The organism is Nocardia macrotermitis, assembly GCF_009604405.1.
Lineage (GTDB): Bacteria > Actinomycetota > Actinomycetes > Mycobacteriales > Mycobacteriaceae > Nocardia > Nocardia macrotermitis.
Genome location: NZ_WEGK01000002.1, coordinates 122042 through 142754 on the forward strand (window position 1 = coordinate 122042; position 20713 = coordinate 142754).

Annotated in this window: 17 protein-coding genes; 12 read left to right on the top strand and 5 right to left on the bottom strand. The window is 67.8% G+C overall.

Annotated features, from left to right (window positions below):
* Positions 1-12: 12 nt before the first annotated feature.
* The gene (locus tag NRB20_RS04460) at positions 13-1329 is read right to left on the bottom strand and encodes a class I SAM-dependent methyltransferase (RefSeq protein ID WP_153407962.1); all 1317 of its coding nucleotides are present in this window, start codon (positions 1327-1329) and stop codon (positions 13-15) included.
* Positions 1326-2756 (bottom strand): FAD-binding oxidoreductase, encoded by a 1431-nt coding sequence (locus NRB20_RS04465; RefSeq protein WP_319944579.1) that lies wholly within the window; start codon positions 2754-2756, stop codon positions 1326-1328. The genes NRB20_RS04460 and NRB20_RS04465 overlap by 4 nt, the downstream gene beginning before the upstream one ends.
* A 588-nt stretch (positions 2757-3344) precedes the next feature.
* Here NRB20_RS04465 and NRB20_RS04470 point away from each other — a divergent pair.
* Entirely contained in the window at positions 3345-3776 is a 432-nt protein-coding gene (locus NRB20_RS04470) for an SRPBCC family protein (RefSeq protein WP_319944464.1), read from the top strand.
* A 160-nt stretch (positions 3777-3936) separates the two neighbouring features.
* Here the strand turns inward: NRB20_RS04470 and NRB20_RS04475 are convergent, their stop codons facing one another.
* Complete coding sequence (locus NRB20_RS04475; RefSeq protein ID WP_153407964.1) at positions 3937-4512, bottom strand: hypothetical protein; 576 nt, start codon at positions 4510-4512, stop codon at positions 3937-3939.
* Between the two features lie 122 nt (positions 4513-4634).
* On the opposite strand from NRB20_RS04475, the gene NRB20_RS04480 reads away from it, so the two are divergent.
* Genes NRB20_RS04480 through NRB20_RS04490 form a run of 3 tightly spaced genes read left to right on the top strand, consistent with a single transcriptional unit; the run spans position 4635 to position 6275 of the window.
* Positions 4635-4970: a YbaB/EbfC family nucleoid-associated protein gene (locus NRB20_RS04480; RefSeq protein ID WP_319944465.1), complete on the top strand. Its 336-nt coding sequence runs from the start codon at positions 4635-4637 to the stop codon at positions 4968-4970.
* Between the two features lie 11 nt (positions 4971-4981).
* On the top strand, positions 4982-5590 hold the full coding sequence (gene recR / locus NRB20_RS04485; RefSeq protein ID WP_319944466.1) for a recombination mediator RecR: 609 nt from the start codon (positions 4982-4984) through the stop codon (positions 5588-5590).
* 46 nt (positions 5591-5636) lie between these two features.
* Positions 5637-6275, top strand: coding sequence for a hypothetical protein (locus tag NRB20_RS04490; protein ID WP_319944467.1), 639 nt, complete (start codon positions 5637-5639; stop codon positions 6273-6275).
* A 319-nt stretch (positions 6276-6594) separates the two neighbouring features.
* Here the strand turns inward: NRB20_RS04490 and NRB20_RS04495 are convergent, their stop codons facing one another.
* The gene (locus NRB20_RS04495; RefSeq protein ID WP_153407965.1) at positions 6595-7734 is read right to left on the bottom strand and encodes a DUF5685 family protein; all 1140 of its coding nucleotides are present in this window, start codon (positions 7732-7734) and stop codon (positions 6595-6597) included.
* 407 nt (positions 7735-8141) lie between these two features.
* On the opposite strand from NRB20_RS04495, the gene NRB20_RS04500 reads away from it, so the two are divergent.
* From NRB20_RS04500 to NRB20_RS04515, 4 genes are all read left to right on the top strand, one after another.
* Positions 8142-9257 carry a PLP-dependent cysteine synthase family protein gene (locus NRB20_RS04500; protein WP_153407966.1) on the top strand — a complete coding sequence of 372 codons (1116 nt, stop codon included), beginning with the start codon at positions 8142-8144 and terminating at the stop codon, positions 9255-9257.
* A gap of 209 nt (positions 9258-9466) precedes the next feature.
* Positions 9467-11266 (top strand): 2-isopropylmalate synthase, encoded by a 1800-nt coding sequence (leuA, locus tag NRB20_RS04505; RefSeq protein WP_153407967.1) that lies wholly within the window; start codon positions 9467-9469, stop codon positions 11264-11266.
* A 399-nt stretch (positions 11267-11665) separates the two neighbouring features.
* The gene (locus NRB20_RS04510; RefSeq protein ID WP_153408602.1) at positions 11666-13531 is read left to right on the top strand and encodes a MinD/ParA family ATP-binding protein; all 1866 of its coding nucleotides are present in this window, start codon (positions 11666-11668) and stop codon (positions 13529-13531) included.
* Positions 13532-13741: 210 nt separating this feature from the next.
* Positions 13742-14245 carry an AAA family ATPase gene (locus tag NRB20_RS04515; protein WP_319944468.1) on the top strand — a complete coding sequence of 168 codons (504 nt, stop codon included), beginning with the start codon at positions 13742-13744 and terminating at the stop codon, positions 14243-14245.
* A 68-nt stretch (positions 14246-14313) separates the two neighbouring features.
* On the opposite strand, the gene NRB20_RS04520 is transcribed toward NRB20_RS04515, so the two are convergent.
* Positions 14314-15276: a LysR family transcriptional regulator gene (locus tag NRB20_RS04520; RefSeq protein WP_153408606.1), complete on the bottom strand. Its 963-nt coding sequence runs from the start codon at positions 15274-15276 to the stop codon at positions 14314-14316.
* A gap of 93 nt (positions 15277-15369) precedes the next feature.
* Between NRB20_RS04520 and NRB20_RS04525 the strand changes: the two genes are divergently transcribed.
* From NRB20_RS04525 to NRB20_RS04540, 4 genes are all read left to right on the top strand, one after another.
* On the top strand, positions 15370-16359 hold the full coding sequence (locus NRB20_RS04525) for an EamA family transporter (RefSeq protein WP_319944469.1): 990 nt from the start codon (positions 15370-15372) through the stop codon (positions 16357-16359).
* A gap of 135 nt (positions 16360-16494) precedes the next feature.
* Positions 16495-18231, top strand: a complete 1737-nt coding sequence (locus NRB20_RS04530) for a hydroxysqualene dehydroxylase (RefSeq protein ID WP_153407969.1) — start codon at positions 16495-16497, stop codon at positions 18229-18231.
* Between the two features lie 267 nt (positions 18232-18498).
* Entirely contained in the window at positions 18499-19719 is a 1221-nt protein-coding gene (locus tag NRB20_RS04535) for a Mur ligase family protein (RefSeq protein WP_153408608.1), read from the top strand.
* 145 nt (positions 19720-19864) lie between these two features.
* Positions 19865-20575: a type 1 glutamine amidotransferase gene (locus NRB20_RS04540; RefSeq protein WP_153407970.1), complete on the top strand. Its 711-nt coding sequence runs from the start codon at positions 19865-19867 to the stop codon at positions 20573-20575.
* The last annotated feature ends 138 nt before the right edge of the window (positions 20576-20713 follow it).

The following is a 20713-nucleotide window of genomic DNA, read 5'->3' on the forward strand; positions in this document are numbered from 1 at the left end:
GCGGAAGCGCGCTCAGGCGTTCCACCACGGACGCAGCGGCACGTCCCAGGTCTGGTTCGGGCCCAGCTTCACGCCCAGAACCTGGTGCAGCTGAACGACATTGCGTTCGAAGCCCAGCCGGCTACCGGCCATGTACAGGCCCCACACCTTGGCGGTGCCCTCGCCGACCTCCGCGACGCAGGCGTCCCAGTTGGCGACCAGGTTCTTGCACCATTCGGCGAGGGTCAGCGCGTAGTGCGGGCGCAGGTTCTCCTCGTGCAGGACCTCGAGGCCGGTGTTCTGGATGTCGGAGATGATCCGGCCCGAACCGATCAGCTCACCGTCGGGGAACACGTAGCGGTCGATGAAATCCCCGGCGCGCGTGGTGCGGGTGTTGTCGTGGCGGGTGATGGTGTGGTTCAGGAACAGCCCGCCCTCGCGCAGCTTGCTCTTGATGAAACCGAAGTACGACGGGTAGTTCTGCACCCCGATGTGTTCGGTCAGGCCGATCGAGGACAGCGCGTCGAAATCGGATTCCCGCACGTCGCGGTAGTCGGAGTGGCGCACCTCGGCCAGTTCCGAGAGGCCCTCCTCGGCGATCTTGCGCTGCGCCCACTCGGCCTGTTCGGCCGAGAGCGTCGCGCCGATCACCCGCACACCGCGCTTGGCCGCGTACCGCACCATTCCGCCCCAGCCGCAACCGATGTCGAGCAGCCGGTCGCCCGCCTTCAGCTTCAGCTTGTCGAAGACCAAGCGGTACTTGTTCTCCTGCGCCTCCTCGAGCGTCATGCCCTCGTCCTCGTAGCAGGCGCAGGTGTACGTCATGGACGGGCCCAGCACGTACTCGTAGAAGGTGTTGGAGACGTCGTAGTGGTGGTGAATCGACTCGGCGTCACGGGTTTTCGAGTGCCGCAGCCCTTCCAGGGCGATGCGCCGCCAGCGCGGCACGGTCTCCTGCGGCGGCGGCGCGATGGGCTTGAGCGCGTCCCAGCCGAGCGAGCGGGCGATGGTCACCAGCTCCAGCGCCGAGGGCCGCTGGAACTTCAATTCGCCCATGGCACGCAGGATTTCGTACGGGTCACCCGGGTGGATGCCCTCCGCGGCCATGTCACCGGAGATGTACGCGCGGGCCATGCCCAGGTCGCCGGGCGCGGTGGCGATGTAGTTGATACCGCGCGGGTTCAGGATCTCGAGTGCGAATTCTGAATCCTTCGGCCCGGTGCTGCTGCCGTCGTGCGCGGAGAAGCGGATCGGTACCTCGCCGTCCACGAGGGTTTCGAAGATCTCGGCAATGCTGAGTTTCGTCCCGAGCTCCGCGAAAACATCGGAGCGATCCTTGAATGTGGTCATTTGCGTTGCACCGCCTTCGAATACAAGTCCAGCAAACGCTGATCTGGGTCATATCGTTTTTTGAGTTCGGTATAGGTGTCGCCGCCGTAGAGTTCGGCGAACTCGTCCTCACCGTAGTAGGAATCCGAGTAGAGGGACTTGTGGCCGTCCAATTCGGAGACCCGGTGTTCGATGGCGCGATTGGCCGCGCCCTCGGGCTGTCCGGGCACGGTCGGCACCGCCGACCAGAACCCCACGTTGACATAGGTGCGACCGGGGTCGAGCGGATACAGCGGCCACGGTCGGGAGGTGGCGTCGCGGTCGCGCAGCCGCAACGGGCACAACCAGAGCGGCTCGATGGGAATCTCGTCCAGGAACCATTGCACGAATTCCGCGGTGCGTTCGATCGGCACCTCGATATCCTGCACCACGCGCTCCTGCGGCGGATTGCCTTTGCGCGCTTCGAGTTTGTCGCCGATGTGATATTTGTGATCCAGCGCGATGAGCTTCCAGTAGAAACTGGAGCGGCGGTACTGCTTCGGCCACATCCGGCGGATGCGCGGATTCTGGGTGCCGAATGCGCGGGAGCACCAGAACCAGTCGGTGTCCCAGCGCCAGATGTAGTCGTGAATGGTCAGCCGATCGCGTTTGGGTGTATCCGAATCGTGCTGGATGGACCGGTAGTAGACGTCCATATCGGTGTAGTCGCTGACCGGGCCGGGCTCGTCGGTCTGGCGGCCGAGCACCAGGTAGCTCTCCTGCGCGGTGAACACGACGCCGTCGAGATAGTCGACCCGCTCGCCGTCGTAGGTGCCCTCGTCGATGATCCGCGCCATGGTGGATTCGAGTTCGGCCAGCTCGTGGAATCGCACGTGCCGCAGCGCGACGTAGGGCGGCACGGCTTCCAGCTCGATCTTCAGGCGCGTCGAATAACCCAGCGTCCCATAGGAATTGGGGAAACCATGGAACAGGTCGGCGTGCTCGCCGTCGGGCGTCGCGGTGATGATCTCGCCCGCGCCGGTGAGGATGTCGATCTCCAGCACCGATTCGTGCGGCAGCCCGCTGCGGAAGGAGGTGGACTCGATGCCCAGGCCCGTCACCGCGCCGCCGAGGGTGATCGTCTTGAGCTGCGGCACCACCAACGGGACCAGCCCGTACGGCAGTGTCGCCGCGACCAGATCCTCGTAGGTCGTCATCCCCGCGACGTCGGCGGTCTTCGCCACCGGGTCGACGGAGATCACCTGCGTCAGACCGGAGACGTCCAATCCGGGCGCGTCGGATTTGGCTCGCGCACGGAACAGATTCGAGGTCTTCTTGGCCAGCCGGACGTTCGCGTCCCGGGGGATCGCGCGGTAGCTGGCGAGCAGACGATCGACTCCTGCCCGGTGCGCGGCAAAACCTGACTCGCGTGCGGCCGGCGCGCGGCCGGTCTTCCCCAACAGACTCACTGCCACACCCAGACGCTATCGCGCAGGGGTTCGGTAGGCCACCGGGAGGGGGCCTCGAAACCGGAATTTTTCATCGCTCGCGGCATTGCGTCGATGTTGCTCGGGCGATCCGTCCGCCTCGGCGTATGCACTGGTAGTCGGGATGTTTCCGGCCGGAAGCAACTGGCGGCCGCGCGGATCGCGATGGGCGCGCCTCGGGTGCCGCGCCGGGCGGCGCAATTGCGACAGTGCTCACACCGAAGTCGGAAATACCGAGCTACGAGGCGTATGTGGAGGCTGCGTTCCGAATTATTCGAGCGATGTCGGACAGCGGGTATGCCACGCGGATGCTCGCGGCGTGTGCTCGGCTCGCGTGAACGGTCGTTCCGGCCTTGATGCGCTCGCGCCGACGACGTTCCGGTTTGCTGGGAATGAGACGGGGGTACGCGGATCCGGAAACCGATACCGCCGCACGCGGTGTCGACCGGTGAAATACGGTCGCCCGGCCGGGCGTGATTCGGGCAACTCCGATACTCCGGCGCGGGCCGATCGCGGCGTAGCATGTCTCGGCGGCAGTCGCCTCCGCGGACTCGAATGAAGGAGCTCATTGTGGGACAGGTCAACGCATCCAGTTCGATCGTCGTTCCGGCCGATCCCCAGCGCACGCTCGAGGCGATCGCGGACTACGAGACGGTGCGCCCGCGCATCCTGGTCGAGAACTACCGCGATTACAAGGTGATCGAGGGCGGTAAGGGCGCGGGGACCGTGGTCGACTGGACGCTGCAGGCCACCCAGAAGCGTTCGCGCAACGTCCATGCCACCATCTCGGTCTCCGATTCCATGGTGACCGAACGGGATTCGAACTCCACCATGGTGACGACCTGGACCGTGACCCCCTCGGGCACCGGTTCGCTGGTGACCGTCCGTACCAGCTGGAAGGGCGCGGGCGGCGTCCCCGGATTCTTCGAGGGCATCTTCGCGCCGTTGGGGCTCAAGAAGATTCAGGCCCAGGTGCTGGAGAACCTCAAGGGTCAACTCTGATTACGTTGCCCAGTTCCACCAACTCCGGATAACGCCGACAACAAAGTTTGCGGCGCGGCTTGCCGCCCGGACGCGTGGCGGGTGCGAGGAACGAGTGCCCGACACGGGGCCGGGCGGTGAGCCTTCGGGCGCCGCAAACCCGCCGGAGCGGAGGCCGAGATTACGGATAGGTGAGTACGAAGGTCAGCAGCAGGGTGGTCTGGAAATGTCCACGCCACCAGGAATATCCGAACCACACGTTCGGCGTCACCTCGCGGATCTCGTCCAGGATCTGCGGGGTGATGGACGGGCCGTAATCCAGCAGCCAGGCCGGTTGTTTGTCGGTGATGGCCGGACCGGAATAGACGTTGGCGGGCCAGCCCGGGATATTCGCGCCGGTGACGCGGTTCATCAGGGTGCCGCCGTCGGGGCCGGTGTAGAAGGTCTTGCCGATCCAGAACGGCGGCGCGACGACCTGCATGAACTGCGGGCTGGTCACCCACCCGTTGGTCACCCCGTGCGGTACGTCGCCGCGCTGGGAGGCCGCGAAGATCTGCACCTGCTGCTGGATCGAGCAGTTGAAGCGCAGCGAATTCACCGTTGCCGCAGGGTCGTTCGGGTAGAGCACGCAGTTGCCGCCGTAGCCGGTGTCGGCCGTCGCTGCCGGCGCCGCGACCATCGTCATCGACACCACGAGACCCGCCGGCGCCACGAACCGCGCCAGAGATTTGCGCACGCGCGCACCGCTCACCCTCATCACTACCTCCACCCGTACTCCCGACGTTTCGATGGTAGGTGGCCGACACCATGCCGGTAGGGCGGTAGACCGAACCGTGACTACGCTGGAACGCAACTAACTCCCGCAGAGAGGACAACCTCGTGCAACCCGGTGGACAGGTCGATATGCAGGCGTTGCTCGCGCAGGCACAGCAGATGCAGCAGGCCGTGATGGCCGCCCAGGAGGAGATCGCCGCGGCCGAGGTGCCCGGCGAGTCCGGCGGCGGCCTGGTGAAGGTGACGATCAAGGCGACCGGCGAGGTGACCTCGCTGCTGATCGATCCGAAGGTCGTGGACCCCGAGGACGTGGAGACGCTGCAGGATCTGCTCGTCGGCGCGCTCAATGCCGCGATGGCCAACGCGCAGCAGCTGGCCGCGGAGAAGTTGGGCCCGCTCGCGGGTGGGATGGGCGGCGGCATGCCCGGCCTGCCGTTCTGACGGGGGCGTAGGTGTACGAGGGTCCGGTTCAGGATCTGATCGACGAGCTGGGCAAACTGCCCGGCGTCGGTCCGAAGAGCGCGCAGCGCATAGCGTTCCATCTGCTGTCGGTGGAGTCGCCGGAGATCGACCGGTTGCAGGCCGCGTTGCAGAAGGTGCGGGACGGGGTGCGGTTCTGCGCGGTCTGCGGGACCGTCTCCGACGGCGAACTGTGCCGCATATGCGCCGACCCGCGTCGCGATCGCACCATGATCTGCGTGGTCGAGGAGCCCAAGGATGTGCAGGCGATCGAGCGGACGCGCGAGTTCCGCGGTCGCTACCACGTGCTCGGGGGCGCGCTGGATCCGCTGTCCGGGATCGGGCCCGATCAGTTGCGGATCCGGGAACTGTTGTCGCGCATCGGAAATCAGTCCGACGGGGTGGATGTCACCGAGGTGATCATCGCGACCGACCCCAATACCGAGGGGGAGGCGACGGCCACCTATCTGGTGCGGATGATGCGCGATTTCCCGGGTCTGTCGGTGACCCGGCTGGCCTCGGGGCTGCCGATGGGCGGGGATCTGGAATTCGCCGACGAGCTCACCCTCGGGCGGGCGTTGTCCGGTCGGCGCGCGCTGTAGTGGGTTGCTGCGCGTCGCCCGGCACCGGACCACGTAGCCTGGCCGCGTGAGTTACGACCACATCCTGCTGCCGTCCGGTGTCGCGGCCACGCCCGCCGCGGCCGACGCCTATCTGACCGCTCAGCAGGGTCAGCCGGCATCCGAGGTCGCGGCGCAGATCGCCGCCGAGGTGAACCGCCGCAACGCGGAGATGTCCGAACAGGACAGTTTCCTGAGCGTCGCGCCGATCGACGCGCTCGGCGGCGCGCTGCACGTGCCGAGCCCGTACGATGCGATCGGGCATGTGCGCGCACTGCTGTTCGAGTTGGCGACCCCGCGCGATTACGCGATCTACGATCCGCAGCTGTCCTGGTTGATCGATCCCGCCGGGCGCGTTCCGGTGACCGTCACCCACGGCGGCGCGGGCGAATTCCCCTACCTGACCGAATCACTTGTGCACCAATGGATTCCGCGACTATCCGAGCCGGGGCCCTACCTCATCGTGGAGCGGGAGCCCGAGGTCTACGTCCAGACCTTCCGCGAAGATGAGAACAGCTACATCCTGGAATACCGGGATGGCTCCCCGGACAAGCACTTCGGGGCCAACCTGACCGACCCGGCCCGCGTCGCCGACCTCATCTGGGACTGGACCAACGGCGACCGCAGCCGCCTGAACACGCTCAGTTGGGACAAGATCGATCTGTGACGCGTCCGGACGCGAATCGTTCTGCGGTGCACCGGTGTTCGCGTTTGCCGGGCTGAGTGGTTCGTCCGGTCGTCCTCTGACGTGTCTGGACGCGAATCGTTTCTGCGGCGTGCCGGTATTGGCGTTTGTCGAGCGGAGTGTTCGCGCGGTCGTCCTCTGACGCGTTTGGACGCAAATCATTCTGCGGCGCAACGGTATTGGCGTTGCCGGGCTGAGTGGTTCGCCGATCGTCGGCATGTCGCCACTGCGAGTCGGCCGGAACCCGCTGCCGGGTCCGAACCCGCTGTTGTGTGCGAGATCGGTTCCCGGGCAACCAGTTTCAGCAGTCGCAGCAGGCGTCTCCGCAGCAGGCGCAGCCCTCGCAGGCGCAGCAGCAGTCCTCGCCGCAGCGGCAGCATTCGCAGCAGGCGATGCCCTCGCAGAAGGGGAGGCAGAAGCCGGAGCGGCGGCGGGGCGGGGGTCCGTAGTTGTAGCCGGGCGGGGGATATCCGCCGTAACCCTGTGGGGGATAACCGTATCCGGGCGGCGGCGGGCCGTAACCGCGGCGGCGGCCCCACCGGTTGGTGATCTTCTGCTCGCCGTGGTGATCGACGCGGCAGTGCTTGTGGCCGGGGTGCCCGAGCGTGCGGTGGACCGAACGGCTCAGTTCCTTGGTCAGCAGGCGGCGGACGAGTCGGCCGTCGGTGAATTCGACCTCGGCCAGCGCCAATTCGATGCCGAGCAGGGCGTCGGTGCACAGGCGGTGCGTCTCCTGTGCGGGAGTTCCGGTGGCCGCCAAGGGATTCCACTTGCCGTGCGTGAGGTCCTCGTGCAGATCCTCCACCGCGTCGACCAGATGGGCGACGCGGCCGAACAGCCGGCCCGCCTCGGTGAGCGCGGCCTCGTTACCGGGACGTCCGGCCAGCAGCGCGGTGTGCCCGAAGGCCGCGGCGGTGGCGGCCTCGGTCGGTTCGGTGAGTTCGAGCAGGGTGGTGCGCGGTCCGGCGGCCGCCTCGACGGCGATCTGCCGGTCCACCGCGTCCAGCAGGACCGCGGTGTCGAAGCCCAGGCCCGCACCGGTTTCCGCGCCCTGTCGCGCCCAGCGTTCGGCGATTCGGCGCGCGGCCGGGCGGACGCCCGCGGTCCCCGCGACGCCGTCCCCGTCCTCGACGTGGTCGCGCACCTTCGCCGCGGCCAGTACCAGGGAGACCGTCGCGGCCAGCCGCACGCTGTCACCGGTGGCGACATCGGCCGTGCGCATCGCCCGCAGCGGACACGGCCCCGCCGAACGCCTGGTGGTGGCCGGCGCCTGCGCGTCGACCAGCGCGGAGATGATCAGCCCGTCGTAATTGGTCGCCATCCGGGCGGCCTGACCGTGATCGTCCCGCAGCGCCAGACACAGCCCGCACAACTGCGCCAACCACGCCGAACTCAACTCTTCGCCCAGCCGGTGTCTACACGGACGGATGATGCCGAACATGCCTCCGACGGTACCGAGATCTGCCCGGCACGCCCTTACGTTTCGCTGTGAATTCCGTAAGGGCGCGCGCCTTTTCGGTGCCGTGCCCCCTGAGTCCGCTCCACTCGGATGGGCCGTGCCCGGCGACGCACGCGGCTTTCGGGTTGCGGTGACGGGCGGGCGGACCAGGTGTGTCGGAGCGGTATTGCGGACCAGGGGATTTGCGGCGCGATGTTCGGGTGCGGATCCGCAACCACCCGGGCCGCGGCCTTGCGGTTGGCGTTGTTCGGGGGGCGGAATCCTGGCTGCCCGAGGTGATTCGGCGCGGTGGTTGCGCCGGTTCGGGTCCGGCGCGGTGCGGTTGTCCCGGGCGGGGCGCGGCGAGGGTTCGCTGTGTAACCTCGCAGGTAATCAGCCTGGAGGTGCTCATGACGACGTCCGCGGAACCGGGCACGGTGGATATCAATCGGTACGACCCCGAACGTCGGCGCTGGTTGGCCGAGGCGGTGGCGAAGGTGCGGGCGGACGCGCGGCGGTCCTCCGATACGCATCTGCTGCGGGTGCCGCTGCCCGCGCTGCCGGGGGTGGATCTGTATCTGAAGGACGAGTCGACGCATCCGACGGGCTCGCTGAAGCATCGGCTGGCGCGGTCGCTGTTCCTGCACGCGCTGTGCAGCGGGTGGGTGCGCCCGGATCGGCCGGTGATCGAGGCGTCGAGCGGGTCGACCGCGGTGTCCGAGGCGTACTTCGCGCGGCTGATCGGGGTGCCGTTCATCGCCGTGATGGCCCGGGGGACCAGCCGGGAGAAGGTGCGGCTGATCGAATTCCACGGTGGCACTTGCCATTTCGTGGACAGCGCGAACGCGGTGTACGACGTCGCCGCGCGGCTGGCCCGGGAGAGCGGCGGGCACTACATGGACCAGTTCACCTACGCCGAGCGGGCCACCGACTGGCGCGGCAACAACAACATCGCCGAATCCATCTTCGATCAGATGGATCAGGAACGTTTCCCGGACCCGGCCTGGGTGGTCGCGACCGCGGGCACCGGCGGCACCTCGGCCACCATCGCCCGCTACATCCGCTACACCGGCCGCGCGACCGGCCTGTGCGTGGCCGACCCGGACAACTCGGCCTTCTTCCCGGGCTGGCGCGACGACGACGCCCAGGTCACCACGGAGATCTGTTCGCGCATCGAGGGCATCGGCCGGCAGCGCGTGGAACCCAGTTTCGTCGCCTCGGCCATCGACCGGATGATCCACGTCCCCGACGCCGCCGCCATCGCCGCGGTGCACGTGCTCGAGGAGGTGATCGGCCGCAAGGCGGGCGCGTCCACCGGGACCGGCCTGTGGGCGGCGTTCCACATCATGTCCGAGATGGCGCGCGAAGGTCGCGAGGGCAGCGTCGTCGGGCTGATCTGCGATCCGGGCGACCGCTACATCGACAAGTACTACAGCCCCGAGTGGCTGGCCGCCCAGCACATCGATATCGCCCCGTACCGGGCCCGATTACGCGATTTCCTGACCACCGGCGAACTGCCCGCCTGACCGGCGCACGGCAATCTACCGGGCAGTATGTGTCGAACCTGGCTACACACGATCATGAGCGGCCTGTAAACTGGCCGTCATCATGCAGCGGGCACTCCTCCTCGGCCGCCGCGACGGGGTCTGATACGGACCGGCTCCCGTCGCGGGGTTCAGCTGTGCCGGTCGACCCATCACCTGGGATACACCAACCCACACCCTCGGAGAATTGCATGCCATCCGCTGACGCCTTCGTAACGCGCGCCATCACCGCGCCGTCCAAGCCCGCCCCGGCCGACCAGCCCGCGTGGAACGAACAGAAGAACTCCTCGATGCCGACGTTCCGGTACCGGCCGTTCGCCGAGGAGGTCGAGTCGATCACGCTGCCCGACCGCACTTGGCCGAACAAGGTCATCGATCGTGCGCCGGGCTGGTGCGCGGTGGACCTGCGCGACGGCAACCAGGCGCTCATCGATCCCATGAGCCCGGCCCGTAAGCGGCGGATGTTCGATCTGCTGGTGCGGATGGGTTACAAGGAGATCGAGGTCGGGTTCCCGTCGGCCAGCCAGACCGATTTCGACTTCGTCCGGGAGATCATCGAGGAGAACGCGATCCCCGATGACGTGACGATCCAGGTGCTGACCCAGTGCCGCACCGAGCTGATCGAGCGCACCTTCGAGGCGTGCCGCGGCGCGGCCAACGTGATCGTGCACTTCTACAACTCGACCTCGATACTGCAGCGCAAGGTCGTCTTCCGCGCCGACCGCGACGCCGTGCGCAAGATCGCGACCGACGCGGCCACGCTGTGCAAGCAGATCGAGCAGAACTACCCCGACACCAACTGGCGCTACGAGTACAGCCCGGAGTCCTACACCGGCACCGAGCTGGAATACGCCAAGCAGGTGTGCGACGCGGTCTCGGAGATCATCGCGCCGACGCCCGAGCGGCCGCTGATCGTGAACCTGCCCGCGACCGTGGAGATGGCGACGCCGAACGTGTACGCCGACTCCATCGAGTGGATGAGCCGGAATCTGGCCCGCCGCGAGTCGATCGTGCTGTCCCTGCACCCGCACAACGACCGCGGCACCGGTGTGGCCGCCGCCGAGCTGGGTTATCTGGCCGGTGCGGATCGCATCGAGGGCTGCCTGTTCGGCAACGGTGAGCGCACCGGAAACGTGTGCCTGGTGACGTTGGGGATGAACATGTTCTCCCGGGGCGTGGATCCGCAGATCGACTTCTCCAGCATCGATGAGATCCGCCGCACGGTCGAGTACTGCAACCAGCTGCCGGTGCACGAGCGTCATCCGTACGGCGGCGACCTGGTCTACACCGCCTTCTCGGGCAGCCATCAGGACGCGATCAACAAGGGCCTCGACGCGATGAAGGCGACCGCCGACGCGGCGGGTGCGGACGTCGCGGACATCACCTGGGAGGTGCCGTACCTGCCGATCGACCCCAAGGACGTCGGGCGCACCTACGAGGCCGTGATCCGGGTCAACTCGCAGTCCGGCAAGGGCGGTGTGGCCTACATCATGAAGACCGATCACGGGCTGGCGCTGCCGCGGCGGTTGCAGATCGAGTTCTCGCAGGCGATCCAGAAGATCACCGACGGCGAGGGCGGCGAGGTCAGCCCGAAGGAGATGTGGGACGTCTTCGCCGAGGAGTACCTGAACCCGATCCTGCCGCTGGAGCGGATGCGGCAGAAGGTCACCGCCGCCGAGACCGACACCGGGACCGACTCGATCTCCGCGGTGGTCAAGGTGGACGGCGTCGAGCAGGAGATCACCGGTTCCGGTAACGGTCCGCTGGCGTCGTTCGTCGATGCGCTGGCCACCATCGGGTACGACGTGCGGGTGCTGGACTACTCCGAGCACGCGATGTCCTCCGGTGACGACGCGCAGGCCGCGGCGTATGTGGAATGCGCGATCGGGGATTCGGTGAGCTGGGGTGTGGGTATCGCCACCTCCATCACCACGGCCTCGCTGCGGGCGGTGGTCTCGGCGGTCAACCGGTCGCGTCGCGAGCGGCGGTAGTTCGCGCGGAACCGGGTGTCCGGCAGCGGTTCCGGGCGAGTCACAGTAGTTGTCGTACGGGGAGTTGTCCACATGTGGACAACTCCCCGTCGTATGGGTGCGTAGCCGCTCTGTGGCACTACGAGCATCCGCACAGCGTGCTAGCGTTGGACAGCATCAGCGCCGAGCTCACTGCTCGAAAACTCCCGAGCAGATGGGGGATACGTGACGACCAACGAAAACTCGAACTCACCGGCTTGGCTGCAAGGCCGAGGCACGGATACGGACACCGAGCAGGACGACCCGAAGATGGCAACGGCGCACGACGAGGCGAAGACGGACGACCCCGTCGCGAGCGCCGACACCGGATCCGAACCGGGCGACCACGATTCGGCATCCGAGCAGGAGCAGGCATCGGGGATGTTCCCGCCGGTGCCCGACGCGATGGACGAGTCGCCGTTCCCGGCGGGGCCGCCGCCCGGTCCGGACGGGCAGTTCCCGCCGGAGCAGCATTTCGGTTCCGAGCCGCAGCAATTCGTGCCCGGGTCACCGTTCGCACCGGAACAGCCGGGGCCGTTCGCGCCTCCGGGTGCGCCGCCGCAGATGGGTGCGTTCCCGCCGCCGCAAATGCAGTACGGTCCGCCGGGAGCCGGGCAGTTCGCGCCGCCCGAGCCAGGTTTCGCGCCGCCCGGCAACTTTTCGGCAGCCGAGCAGGGTGGTCCGTTCGCGCCGCCCGGTGGCGCGGGTGAGCCGACCTCGTTCGCGCCGCCGAATTTCGCCGCGCCGCAGCAACAGCCGTTCCCCGACGCCCCGCCGCCGAATTTCGCCGAGGCCGCGCCGCACAACTTCAACGAGCCGCCCGCGCCGAATTACGGTGAGGTTCGCCAGGAGACGCCGTACGGCGAGGTCCGGGGTGAGATCGGCAGCGACGGCATGGTGCGCCGGACGTTCAACGAGGAGCCCGCGGGGGCCGAGCCGCCCGCCGGGCAGGAGCCGCCGCAGTTCGCGCAGGAGCCGCAGAGTTGGGCTCCGCCGCCTCCGCCGCAGCCGCAGATGTATCAGCCGCCGCAGCCTCCGCAGCAACAGCCGCCGCAGCAGTCGGGGTGGCAGGGCGGTCCGATGGGACAGCCGAATCCGCCTGTGCAGCAACAGCATCAGCCGCCGCAGCAGCCGGGATTCCAGTCGCCTTCGCCGCAGCAGCAGCAACCGATCGGGCAGCTGGGTCAGCCCGGTCAGTCGGTCAACGATCTGAACCTGCTCAAGCGGGCCAAGCGTTCGCCGCGCGGTGGGTGGCGTCGTGCGGTGCACAAGATGTCCGGTGGTGCGATCAACCCGGGTGAGTCCTCCGCGGACGTGCTGTTCCGCGAGATGACCGAGCGGGTGAATCAGCCGGTGCGCGGCGATTACCGGATCGCGATCCTGTCGCTGAAGGGTGGCGTCGGCAAGACCACGACCACCGTCGGCCTCGGCTCCACCTTCGCTTCCGTGCGTGGTGACCGCGTCATCGCCATCGACGCCAACCCCGACCTCGGTACGCTCGCGCACCGGGTGCCGCGCCAGACCCGTTCCACGGTGCGCAATCTGCTGGAGGATCAGCGGATCAGCCGCTACTCGGATGTGCGGGCGCACACCTCGCAGGCCCCGAGCCGACTGGAAGTGCTTGCCAGCGAACAGGATCCGGCGGTGTCGGAGGCGTTCAGCGAGGCGGACTACCGGCGCGCGATCAATATCCTGCAGCAGTTCTACAACATCATCCTGACCGACTGCGGTACCGGTCTGATGCACTCGGCGATGGCCGGTGTGCTGGATATGGCGAGCTCGCTGATCCTGGTGACCTCCCCGGCCATCGACGGCGCGCGCAGTGCCTCGGCCACGCTCGACTGGCTCGAGCACCACGGCTACAACAAGCTGGTGGAACGAACCGTGGTGGTGGTCAACGCCTCTCGCCGCGGCGCCTCCACGGTCGACCTCGATCAGCTGCGCAAACTGTTCCTGGACCGCACCCGCGCGGTTCAGGTGGTGCCCTTCGACGACCACCTCGCCGAGGGCGCGGAGATCGACCTCGAACTCGTCAGCAAACCCACCCGCTTCGCCCTGCTCGAACTCGCGGCCATGGTCGCCGACGATTTCGCCTACAACATCCCGTCCCCCAACTTCCAGCCCGTCCAATCCCAATACCCGGGCCCGCAAAACCCCCCATACCCCGAGAACCCCTACCCCGCCGGCCCCCAAACCGGCCAGTACGGAGTCCCGGACCAGTACGGCCGCGACCCCTACGGCCGCTGACCTCCCCAGCACCGCACCTCAACCACCCGGTCGAGGTGCGGTGCTGTACGTTCCGGGGACGTCGCCACACCGCAACGTCGATTACGTCTGCGCTGCAACCGAATTCGGTTCGACCCGGTCGCGCAGTCGCCGCTTCACGTTGTGACTGAACCGATTTCGTTTGCGTCCGACCTGGCAACAACGCAGGCTCGTTCGACTACCGTGGCGGCGGTGAAGCGTGTGCTGATAACCGGCATGTCGGGAGCCGGTAAGTCATCGTTGCTGAAAGAGCTTGCCGCACGCGGATATTGGACTGTCGACACCGACTACGGTGACTATCACCATGACGTTGACGGCGAAATGTTGTGGCGTGAAGACAAGATCGACGCTCTGCTGTCTCGGGCCGAATCGGAGCTGCACGGAGCGCTGTTCGTGCAGGGCACGACCCGCAATCAGACCGTGTTCTACCCGCGTTTCGACAGGATCGTCCTGCTGAGCGCACCGGTCGAGGTTCTCGTCGAGCGGCTGGGGACTCGTACGGACAACTCGTATGGAAAGAGTCCGGCCGAACTCGCCGAGACGCTCGGGTATGTGCGGACCGTCGAGCCGTTGTTGAGAGCATCCGCCACGCTCGAGGTCGTGACGACGGTGCCGGTTGCGCAGGTGGCCGACATCGTACTGACGCACGTGTTACGGCCGATGCCGTTCCGGGGCGGTGGTGGTGGTCGCTCGTGATTCGCACAACACCTGGCAGGGATGGGTTCCGATCGGGATCGGCATGCTGGTGACCGCTGGTTCGCCCTTCATCGGGGTGCGACATCTTCGTCGGCGTGAGCAGATGCCGCAGTCGTCGGTCCGACCCTGGAATTGATCGCCGCGGCCACTTCGGTGGCGGCGGTGTGGAAGGCGGACAGGACTGTGGCTATGGCGGGGCGGTGGGTGGTGTGGGGGCGGGTGGTGAGGTCGTAGATGCGGCCTGCGCGGACGCCGGAGAGGCGGAGGATGGCCAGGTGGGGGTGGAATACGGAGTAGCGGGGCATGAGGGCTATGCCGTGGTTGGCTGCCACCAGTTCTTCGATTACTCGGAAGTCGTTGAGGCGCTGGGTTATTCGGGGTTGGACGCCGGTTACGGTGGCGATGGTGCGTAGGACGTCGTCTACGGGGAAGCCGCCGCGTTCGCTCAGCCAGGTTTCGTCGGTCAGTTCCTCGGCGGTGACGGATTCGCGGCCGGCGAGGCGGTGGCCGGGCGACACGACGATATCGATCGGTTCGCGTAGCAGGGGTTCGGAGTGGACGCGGGGGCCGGCGACCGAAGGGGCGTGCTCGTCGCGGTGGGTGAGCACCACGTCGTAGTCGGCGAGCAGGCCCGAGACCTCGGACGGTGGTGCGTCCACGTCGCTGGCGGCGATATCCACTCGGCTCTCGGCGAGCAGGGTGAGTACGCGCGGGAGCAGCAGTGCGGCGCCGGACGGGAACATCGCCACTCGCACCCGGCCGTGGGATGCGCCTCGATACAGCGCCATCTCGGCGGCGGCGCGGTCCATGGCGGCCAGCACCTCGTCGGCGCGGACGACCAGTGCGTGTCCGGCGTCGGTCAGCCGGACCCGTCGCCCGTCCGGTTCCAGCAGCGCGACCCCGGCTTCGCGGGCCAGCACCTTCAGTTGCTGGGAGACGGCCGAGGGCGTCATCGACAACGCCTCGGCGACGCTCGCGACGGTGCCGCGGTCGGCGAGTTCGCGCAGGATTCGCAATCGCTCGACGGACAGCGGCACCGGATTGGGCATAGGTAAGTTCTACTACATTATTGATGAATAAATATTCGATTGTTCTTATCCTTTGTCGTTCCCATGCTGGACGATGTGACTAAGCGTGATCGTCTGCTCGGACTGGCCGTCGTCCTGCTCTGGGGCTTGAATTTCCTGGCTCTGCACATCGGGGTGGAGCATTTCCCGCCGCTGTTCTTCGCCGGGCTGCGTTTCGTCGTCATCGCGGTGCCGGTGCTGATACTGGTGCCGCGGCCGAAGGTCTCGATGCGGTGGTTGCTGCTGTACGGGCTGGGATTCGGGGTGGCGCAGTTCGCCTTCCTGTTCATCGCGATGTCGGCGGGCATGCCGACCGGGCTCGCCTCTCTGGTATTGCAGTCCTCCGCGCCGTTCACGGTGCTGCTGGGAACGCTGTTCCTGCGCGAAAGGCTCGGCGCCGCACAGATTCTCGGCCTGACGGCGGCGGTGCTGGGCATGGTGCTCATCGGCTGGGATCGTGCCCGGCACGCGACCCTGCTGCCGGTCCTGTTGACCCTGGCGGGCGGGTTGGGCTGGGCGTTCGGCAACCTCGGTTCCAGGCTGGCTGCGGCGGGCACCGAGACCGGGGACAAGCCCGACCCGCTGCACCTGACCCTGTGGATGGCGGTGGTGCCGCCGATCCCGCTGTTCGCGCTGTCGTTCGCGATCGAGGGACCCGGCTCCGGCATGCGCGCTCTCGGCACGGCGTTCTCGGCAACCGGCTGGCCCGCTCTGGCCGCGCTCGGCTACACGGCCGTCCTGGCCACGGTGGTCGGCTCGGGCCTGTGGACCTATCTCATGGGTCGCTATCCCGCGGGCGCGGTCGCCCCGCTGTCCCTGATGGTTCCGGTGGTCGGCATCACCTCCTCGTGGCTCGTGCTGGGTGAGCGGCCGACGGTGTGGTCGCTGGTCGGGGGCGTGATCGTGATCGCCGGTGCGCTGGCGGCGACGTCGGCTCGGCGATCGCGTGTCGCCACGGCGCGTGTCGATGTGAGCGGTGAATCCCACCGGGAGCCGCAAACCGAGGGTCAAGTGCCGATTCCCGCCGAAGTACGGGTGACCGGCTGATGCGTTCCTCCCGACGCGAGCGATGTCTCGGCAACCGGGTACCGGGTCCGTGATCGGCCGCCCGTGCGCGCAGGGAGCGTTGTGAACGCTTACAGTGTTCGCGGCGTGGAGGTCCGGATGGTTGAGCAGGGCGAGATGGTTTCGCGGAGAACGGTTCTTCGTGGGACGGCGGTGGCGGGTGCGCTGACGGCGGGTGCGCTGAGTGTGCGGGTGCCCGCGCGAGCGGCGACCGGGCGGCGGGTCGCGGTGTTCGGCGGGGGCGTTGCCGGGATGACGGCGGCGCACGAGCTGGCCGAGCGGGGGTTCGAGGTCACCGTGTACGAGCCACGGGCGCTGGGCGGTAAGGCGCGCAGTATCGCGGTGCCGGGCAGCGCGCGCGGCGGGCGGCCGGAGCTGCCGGGGGAGCACGGGTTCCGGTTCTTCCCCGGATTCTATCACCACATTCCGGACACGATGCGGCGAATTCCCTTCTCGGGCAACGCAAATGGTGTCTGGGACAATCTCGTCGCGGCTACCGAGGCGCGCTTCTCGCGCAGCATCGGACCGGACACCATCGTGCCGATGGGGCCGGGTAAGGCGTGGTCGAATCCGGACGATTTCCGGCAGACGCTCGCCTCGGTGATAGCGACGTCGGCGAAGATGCCGATGACCGACGCCGCCTACTTCGCCGGACGACTGCTGGTCTTCATGACCAGCTGCGATGCCCGTCGGACCGGCCGGTGGGAGCATATCGCCTGGCGCGATTTCATTGGTGCACAACAGCATTCGGTCGAATTCCGGGCGTTGATGTCCCGCACGCTGACCACGCTGCTGGTCGCCGCCAAGGACGATCGGGCCAGCACCCGCACCATCGGCTCGATGGGTGAGCAGTTCCTGGGCAACCCGCTGCTGACCGGCGACGACGGCCCGCTGGACCGGCTGCTGAACGGCCCGACCTCGCAGGTCTGGATCGAACCGTGGGCGCGGCGACTGCGCGAACTCGGGGTCCGGTTCGTGACCGGGCGGCTGCGTCGGCTGGAGGTGCGGGATCGGCGGATCTCCGGCGCTCGGGTGGTCGACGCGGGCGGCGCCGAAAGTGCCGTCGCGGCAGATCATTTCGTGATGGCGGTGCCCGCCGAGGTGGCCCGGCAACTGTGGACGCCCGAAATCCTCGCGGTGCGACCGGAATTGGCGGCGATGAACCGGCTGGTGATCGACTGGATGTCCGGTATCCAGTTCTATCTGCGGCGGCCGACGCGGATCGCGCGCGGACACGTCGCGTACGTCGATTCGCCGTGGGCGCTGACCTCCATCGCGCAGAACCAATTCTGGTCGCGCACACCGCTTTCCGGATTCGGTGACGGAACCGTGCGGGACTGCCTGTCGGTGGACATCTCGAACTGGAACACGCCCGGAATCCTGTATCACAAACCGGCCCGGGAATGTACGCACGAGCAGATCGCCCGCGAGGTCTGGGCGCAGATCCAGGCGCATCTGAAGGGGAAGACGGACCTGCCCGAGGCCGATCTGCATTCCTGGTTCCTGGACACGGGCGTCGCGTGGGACGCCGCGCGGCAACGCAATACGAACGCCGACCCGCTGCTGATCAACACCGTCGGCTCCTGGGCGGCCCGCCCGCAACCGCACGGCGCGCTGGAAAACCTTTTCCTCGCAGGCGATTACGTCCGCACCACCATCGACCTGGCCACCATGGAGGGCGCGTGCGAATCCGCCCGCCGCGCCGTGAACGCCCTGCTGGACACCGTCGCTTCGAATGCCCCGCGCTGCAAGCTTTTTCCCCTCTACCGCGCACCCGAACTCGAACCCTTCCGCCAACTCGACGCCACTCGCTACGCCGCCGGTCAACCGAACTCCTTCGATACCTCGGTCTGATTCGGCCGACCCGGATATCGACACGTTCTCCTCGGCTCCGAGAGGTGATCGGGTTTGCTCGCGTCGCTCGGGCGAACTCGTACGGCACGGCCGGATTCGACCGCAGCACGATGGCTCGGGCCTCCCGTGAGTTCCGGGGGCGACGTGGTCGAGATCGTGTGGGGGTGTGGATGGGCGGACTGTGACCCACGTCCCCTCCCCGATGGCGCTCCCGAGAGGTGTGAGTAGCCCACCTGCCCCTAAACTCGCGGGGTGGCAGACATCTCGATGCGCGGACGGGTCGCGTTGCGGGCGGCGGCGGCTGCGGCCTGGGCCTCGCAGCGGGCCGGGCGCGGTAAGGGGTCGATGATCGGCGGGCTGATCGCCCTGCAGATCGATCCGACCATCATGACGCAGCTCGGACGCAACCGGCACACAGTGCTGGTGACCGGCACCAATGGCAAATCGACGACCACGCGGATGACCGCTGCGGCGCTGGGCGCGCTGGGTCCGGTGGCCACGCAGGCCGACGGCGCGAATATGGACGCGGGCATCGTGGCCGCGCTGAACGCCCATCGGGACGCGCCGGTCGCGGCGATCGAGGTCGACGAACTGCACCTGCCGCACGTCGCCGACGCGCTGCATCCCGCCGCCGTGGTGTTGCTGAATCTGAGCCGCGATCAGCTGGACCGGGTCGGCGAGATCAACATGATCGAGCGCAAGCTGCGGGCCGGGATGGCCCGGCACCCCGACGCGGTGCTCATCGCCAACTGCGACGACGTGCTGATCACCTCGATCGCCTACGACCACCCGAACGTGGTGTGGGTGGCCGCGGGCAGCGGCTGGGCGGTCGACGCGACGAGTTGCCCGCGCAGCGGTGAGCCGATCGTGTGGGAGGGTACGCACTGGCGCAGTACCGGCGCGGATTTCCGGCGGCCCGAACCGGACTGGTGGGTCGACGAGGAACATCTGCACGGTCCCGACGGCGTGAAAATCCCACTGCACCTTGCCCTTCCGGGTCGGGCCAATCGCGGTAACGCCGCGCAGGCGGTGGCCGCCGCGGTCGCGCTGGGTGTCGCGCCGGAGACCGCCGCCGAGGCCGCCGGGACGGTGCGCGAGATCGCGGGCCGCTACCGCACGGTCCAGGTCGGTGACCACACCGCGCGGCTGCTGCTGGCCAAGAATCCGGCGGGCTGGCAGGAGGCGTTGTCCATGATCGACCCTGCCGCAACGGGTTTGGTGATCGCGGTGAACGGCCAGGTGCCCGACGGCGAGGATCTGTCCTGGCTGTGGGATGTGCGGTTCGAACACTTCGAGGGCACCCAGGTGGTGGCCGCGGGTGAGCGGGCCACCGATCTGGCGGTGCGGCTCACGTATGCCGGTGTCGAGCACACGACGGTGCCGAATCCGTTGCGCGCCATCACTTCCTGCCCGCCTGGTCAGGTCGAGGTGCTGGCCAACTACACCGCGTTCCGCGATCTGAATCGCGATCTGGAGGCACAGGCATGAGCGGTCAGGGCCGGAGGCGGCAGCGGAGCGTTACCACGCAGGCCCCCGATCATGCCCGAAAGGGCACGGGCATGAGCGGTCAGGGCCGGAGGCGGCAGCGGAGCGTTACCACGCAGGCCCCCGATCATGCCCGAAAGGACGCAGCATGAGTGAGTCGACCGTTCGGATCGGGCTGGTGCTGCCCGACGTGATGGGCACCTACGGCGACGGCGGGAACGCGGTCGTGCTGCGGCAGCGGCTGCGGATGCGCGGATACGACGCCGAGATCGTCGAGATCACCCTGAACGACCCGGTCCCGGACTCCCTGGACGTCTACCTGCTCGGCGGCGCCGAGGATTCCGCTCAGCGCCTGGCCACCCGCCACCTGCAGCGTTATCCGGGCATGCGGCAGGCGGCCGAGCGCGGTGCGCCGGTGCTGGCGATCTGCGCGGCCATCCAGGTGCTGGGCCACTGGTACGAAACCTCCGGCGGCGAGCGGGTCGACGGCGTCGGCATGTTCGATGTCACCACCTCCCCCCAGGCCGAACGTTCGATCGGCGAGGTGGCCACCACCCCCCTGATCCCCGGCCTGTCCGAACCGCTCACCGGATTCGAGAACCACCGTGGCGGAACGACTCTCGGCCCCGATGCTACCGGTCTGGCCCGCGTCACCCGAGGCGTCGGCAACGGCGTCGGCGACGGTCTCGAGGGCGTCGTCCAGGGGTCGGTCCTGGGCACCTACATGCACGGCCCCGCCCTGGCCCGCAACCCCGAATTGGCCGACTACCTCCTGATCAAGGCGCTCGGCGTCGACTCCCTCGCCCCGCTGGACCTCCCGGAGGTCACCCAACTCCGTCGAGAACGCCTGCGCGCCTAGGGATTACCCGGCTCCGAAATCCCACGCAACCACCGATCCGAACCAACCCCGGATCGGTGGTTCCGCATGAATTTTCCGGGGCAGCGGCCATGACATCTCCCCAATATGAGGTTGCTCGATTGTGGCCAGGGGGTGATA

Excerpts from the sequence above, each read along its gene's own strand:
- NRB20_RS04460 (WP_153407962.1), bottom strand. The coding sequence starts at position 1,329 with ATGACCACATTCAAGGATCGCTCCGATGTTTTCGCGGAGCTCGGGACG.
- NRB20_RS04475 (WP_153407964.1), bottom strand. The coding sequence starts at position 4,512 with ATGAGGGTGAGCGGTGCGCGCGTGCGCAAATCTCTGGCGCGGTTCGTG.
- NRB20_RS04495 (WP_153407965.1), bottom strand. The coding sequence starts at position 7,734 with ATGTTCGGCATCATCCGTCCGTGTAGACACCGGCTGGGCGAAGAGTTG.
- NRB20_RS04500 (WP_153407966.1), top strand. The coding sequence starts at position 8,142 with ATGACGACGTCCGCGGAACCGGGCACGGTGGATATCAATCGGTACGAC.
- leuA (WP_153407967.1), top strand. The coding sequence starts at position 9,467 with ATGCCATCCGCTGACGCCTTCGTAACGCGCGCCATCACCGCGCCGTCC.
- NRB20_RS04510 (WP_153408602.1), top strand. The coding sequence starts at position 11,666 with ATGTTCCCGCCGGTGCCCGACGCGATGGACGAGTCGCCGTTCCCGGCG.
- NRB20_RS04530 (WP_153407969.1), top strand. The coding sequence starts at position 16,495 with ATGGTTTCGCGGAGAACGGTTCTTCGTGGGACGGCGGTGGCGGGTGCG.
- NRB20_RS04535 (WP_153408608.1), top strand. The coding sequence starts at position 18,499 with ATGCGCGGACGGGTCGCGTTGCGGGCGGCGGCGGCTGCGGCCTGGGCC.
- NRB20_RS04540 (WP_153407970.1), top strand. The coding sequence starts at position 19,865 with ATGAGTGAGTCGACCGTTCGGATCGGGCTGGTGCTGCCCGACGTGATG.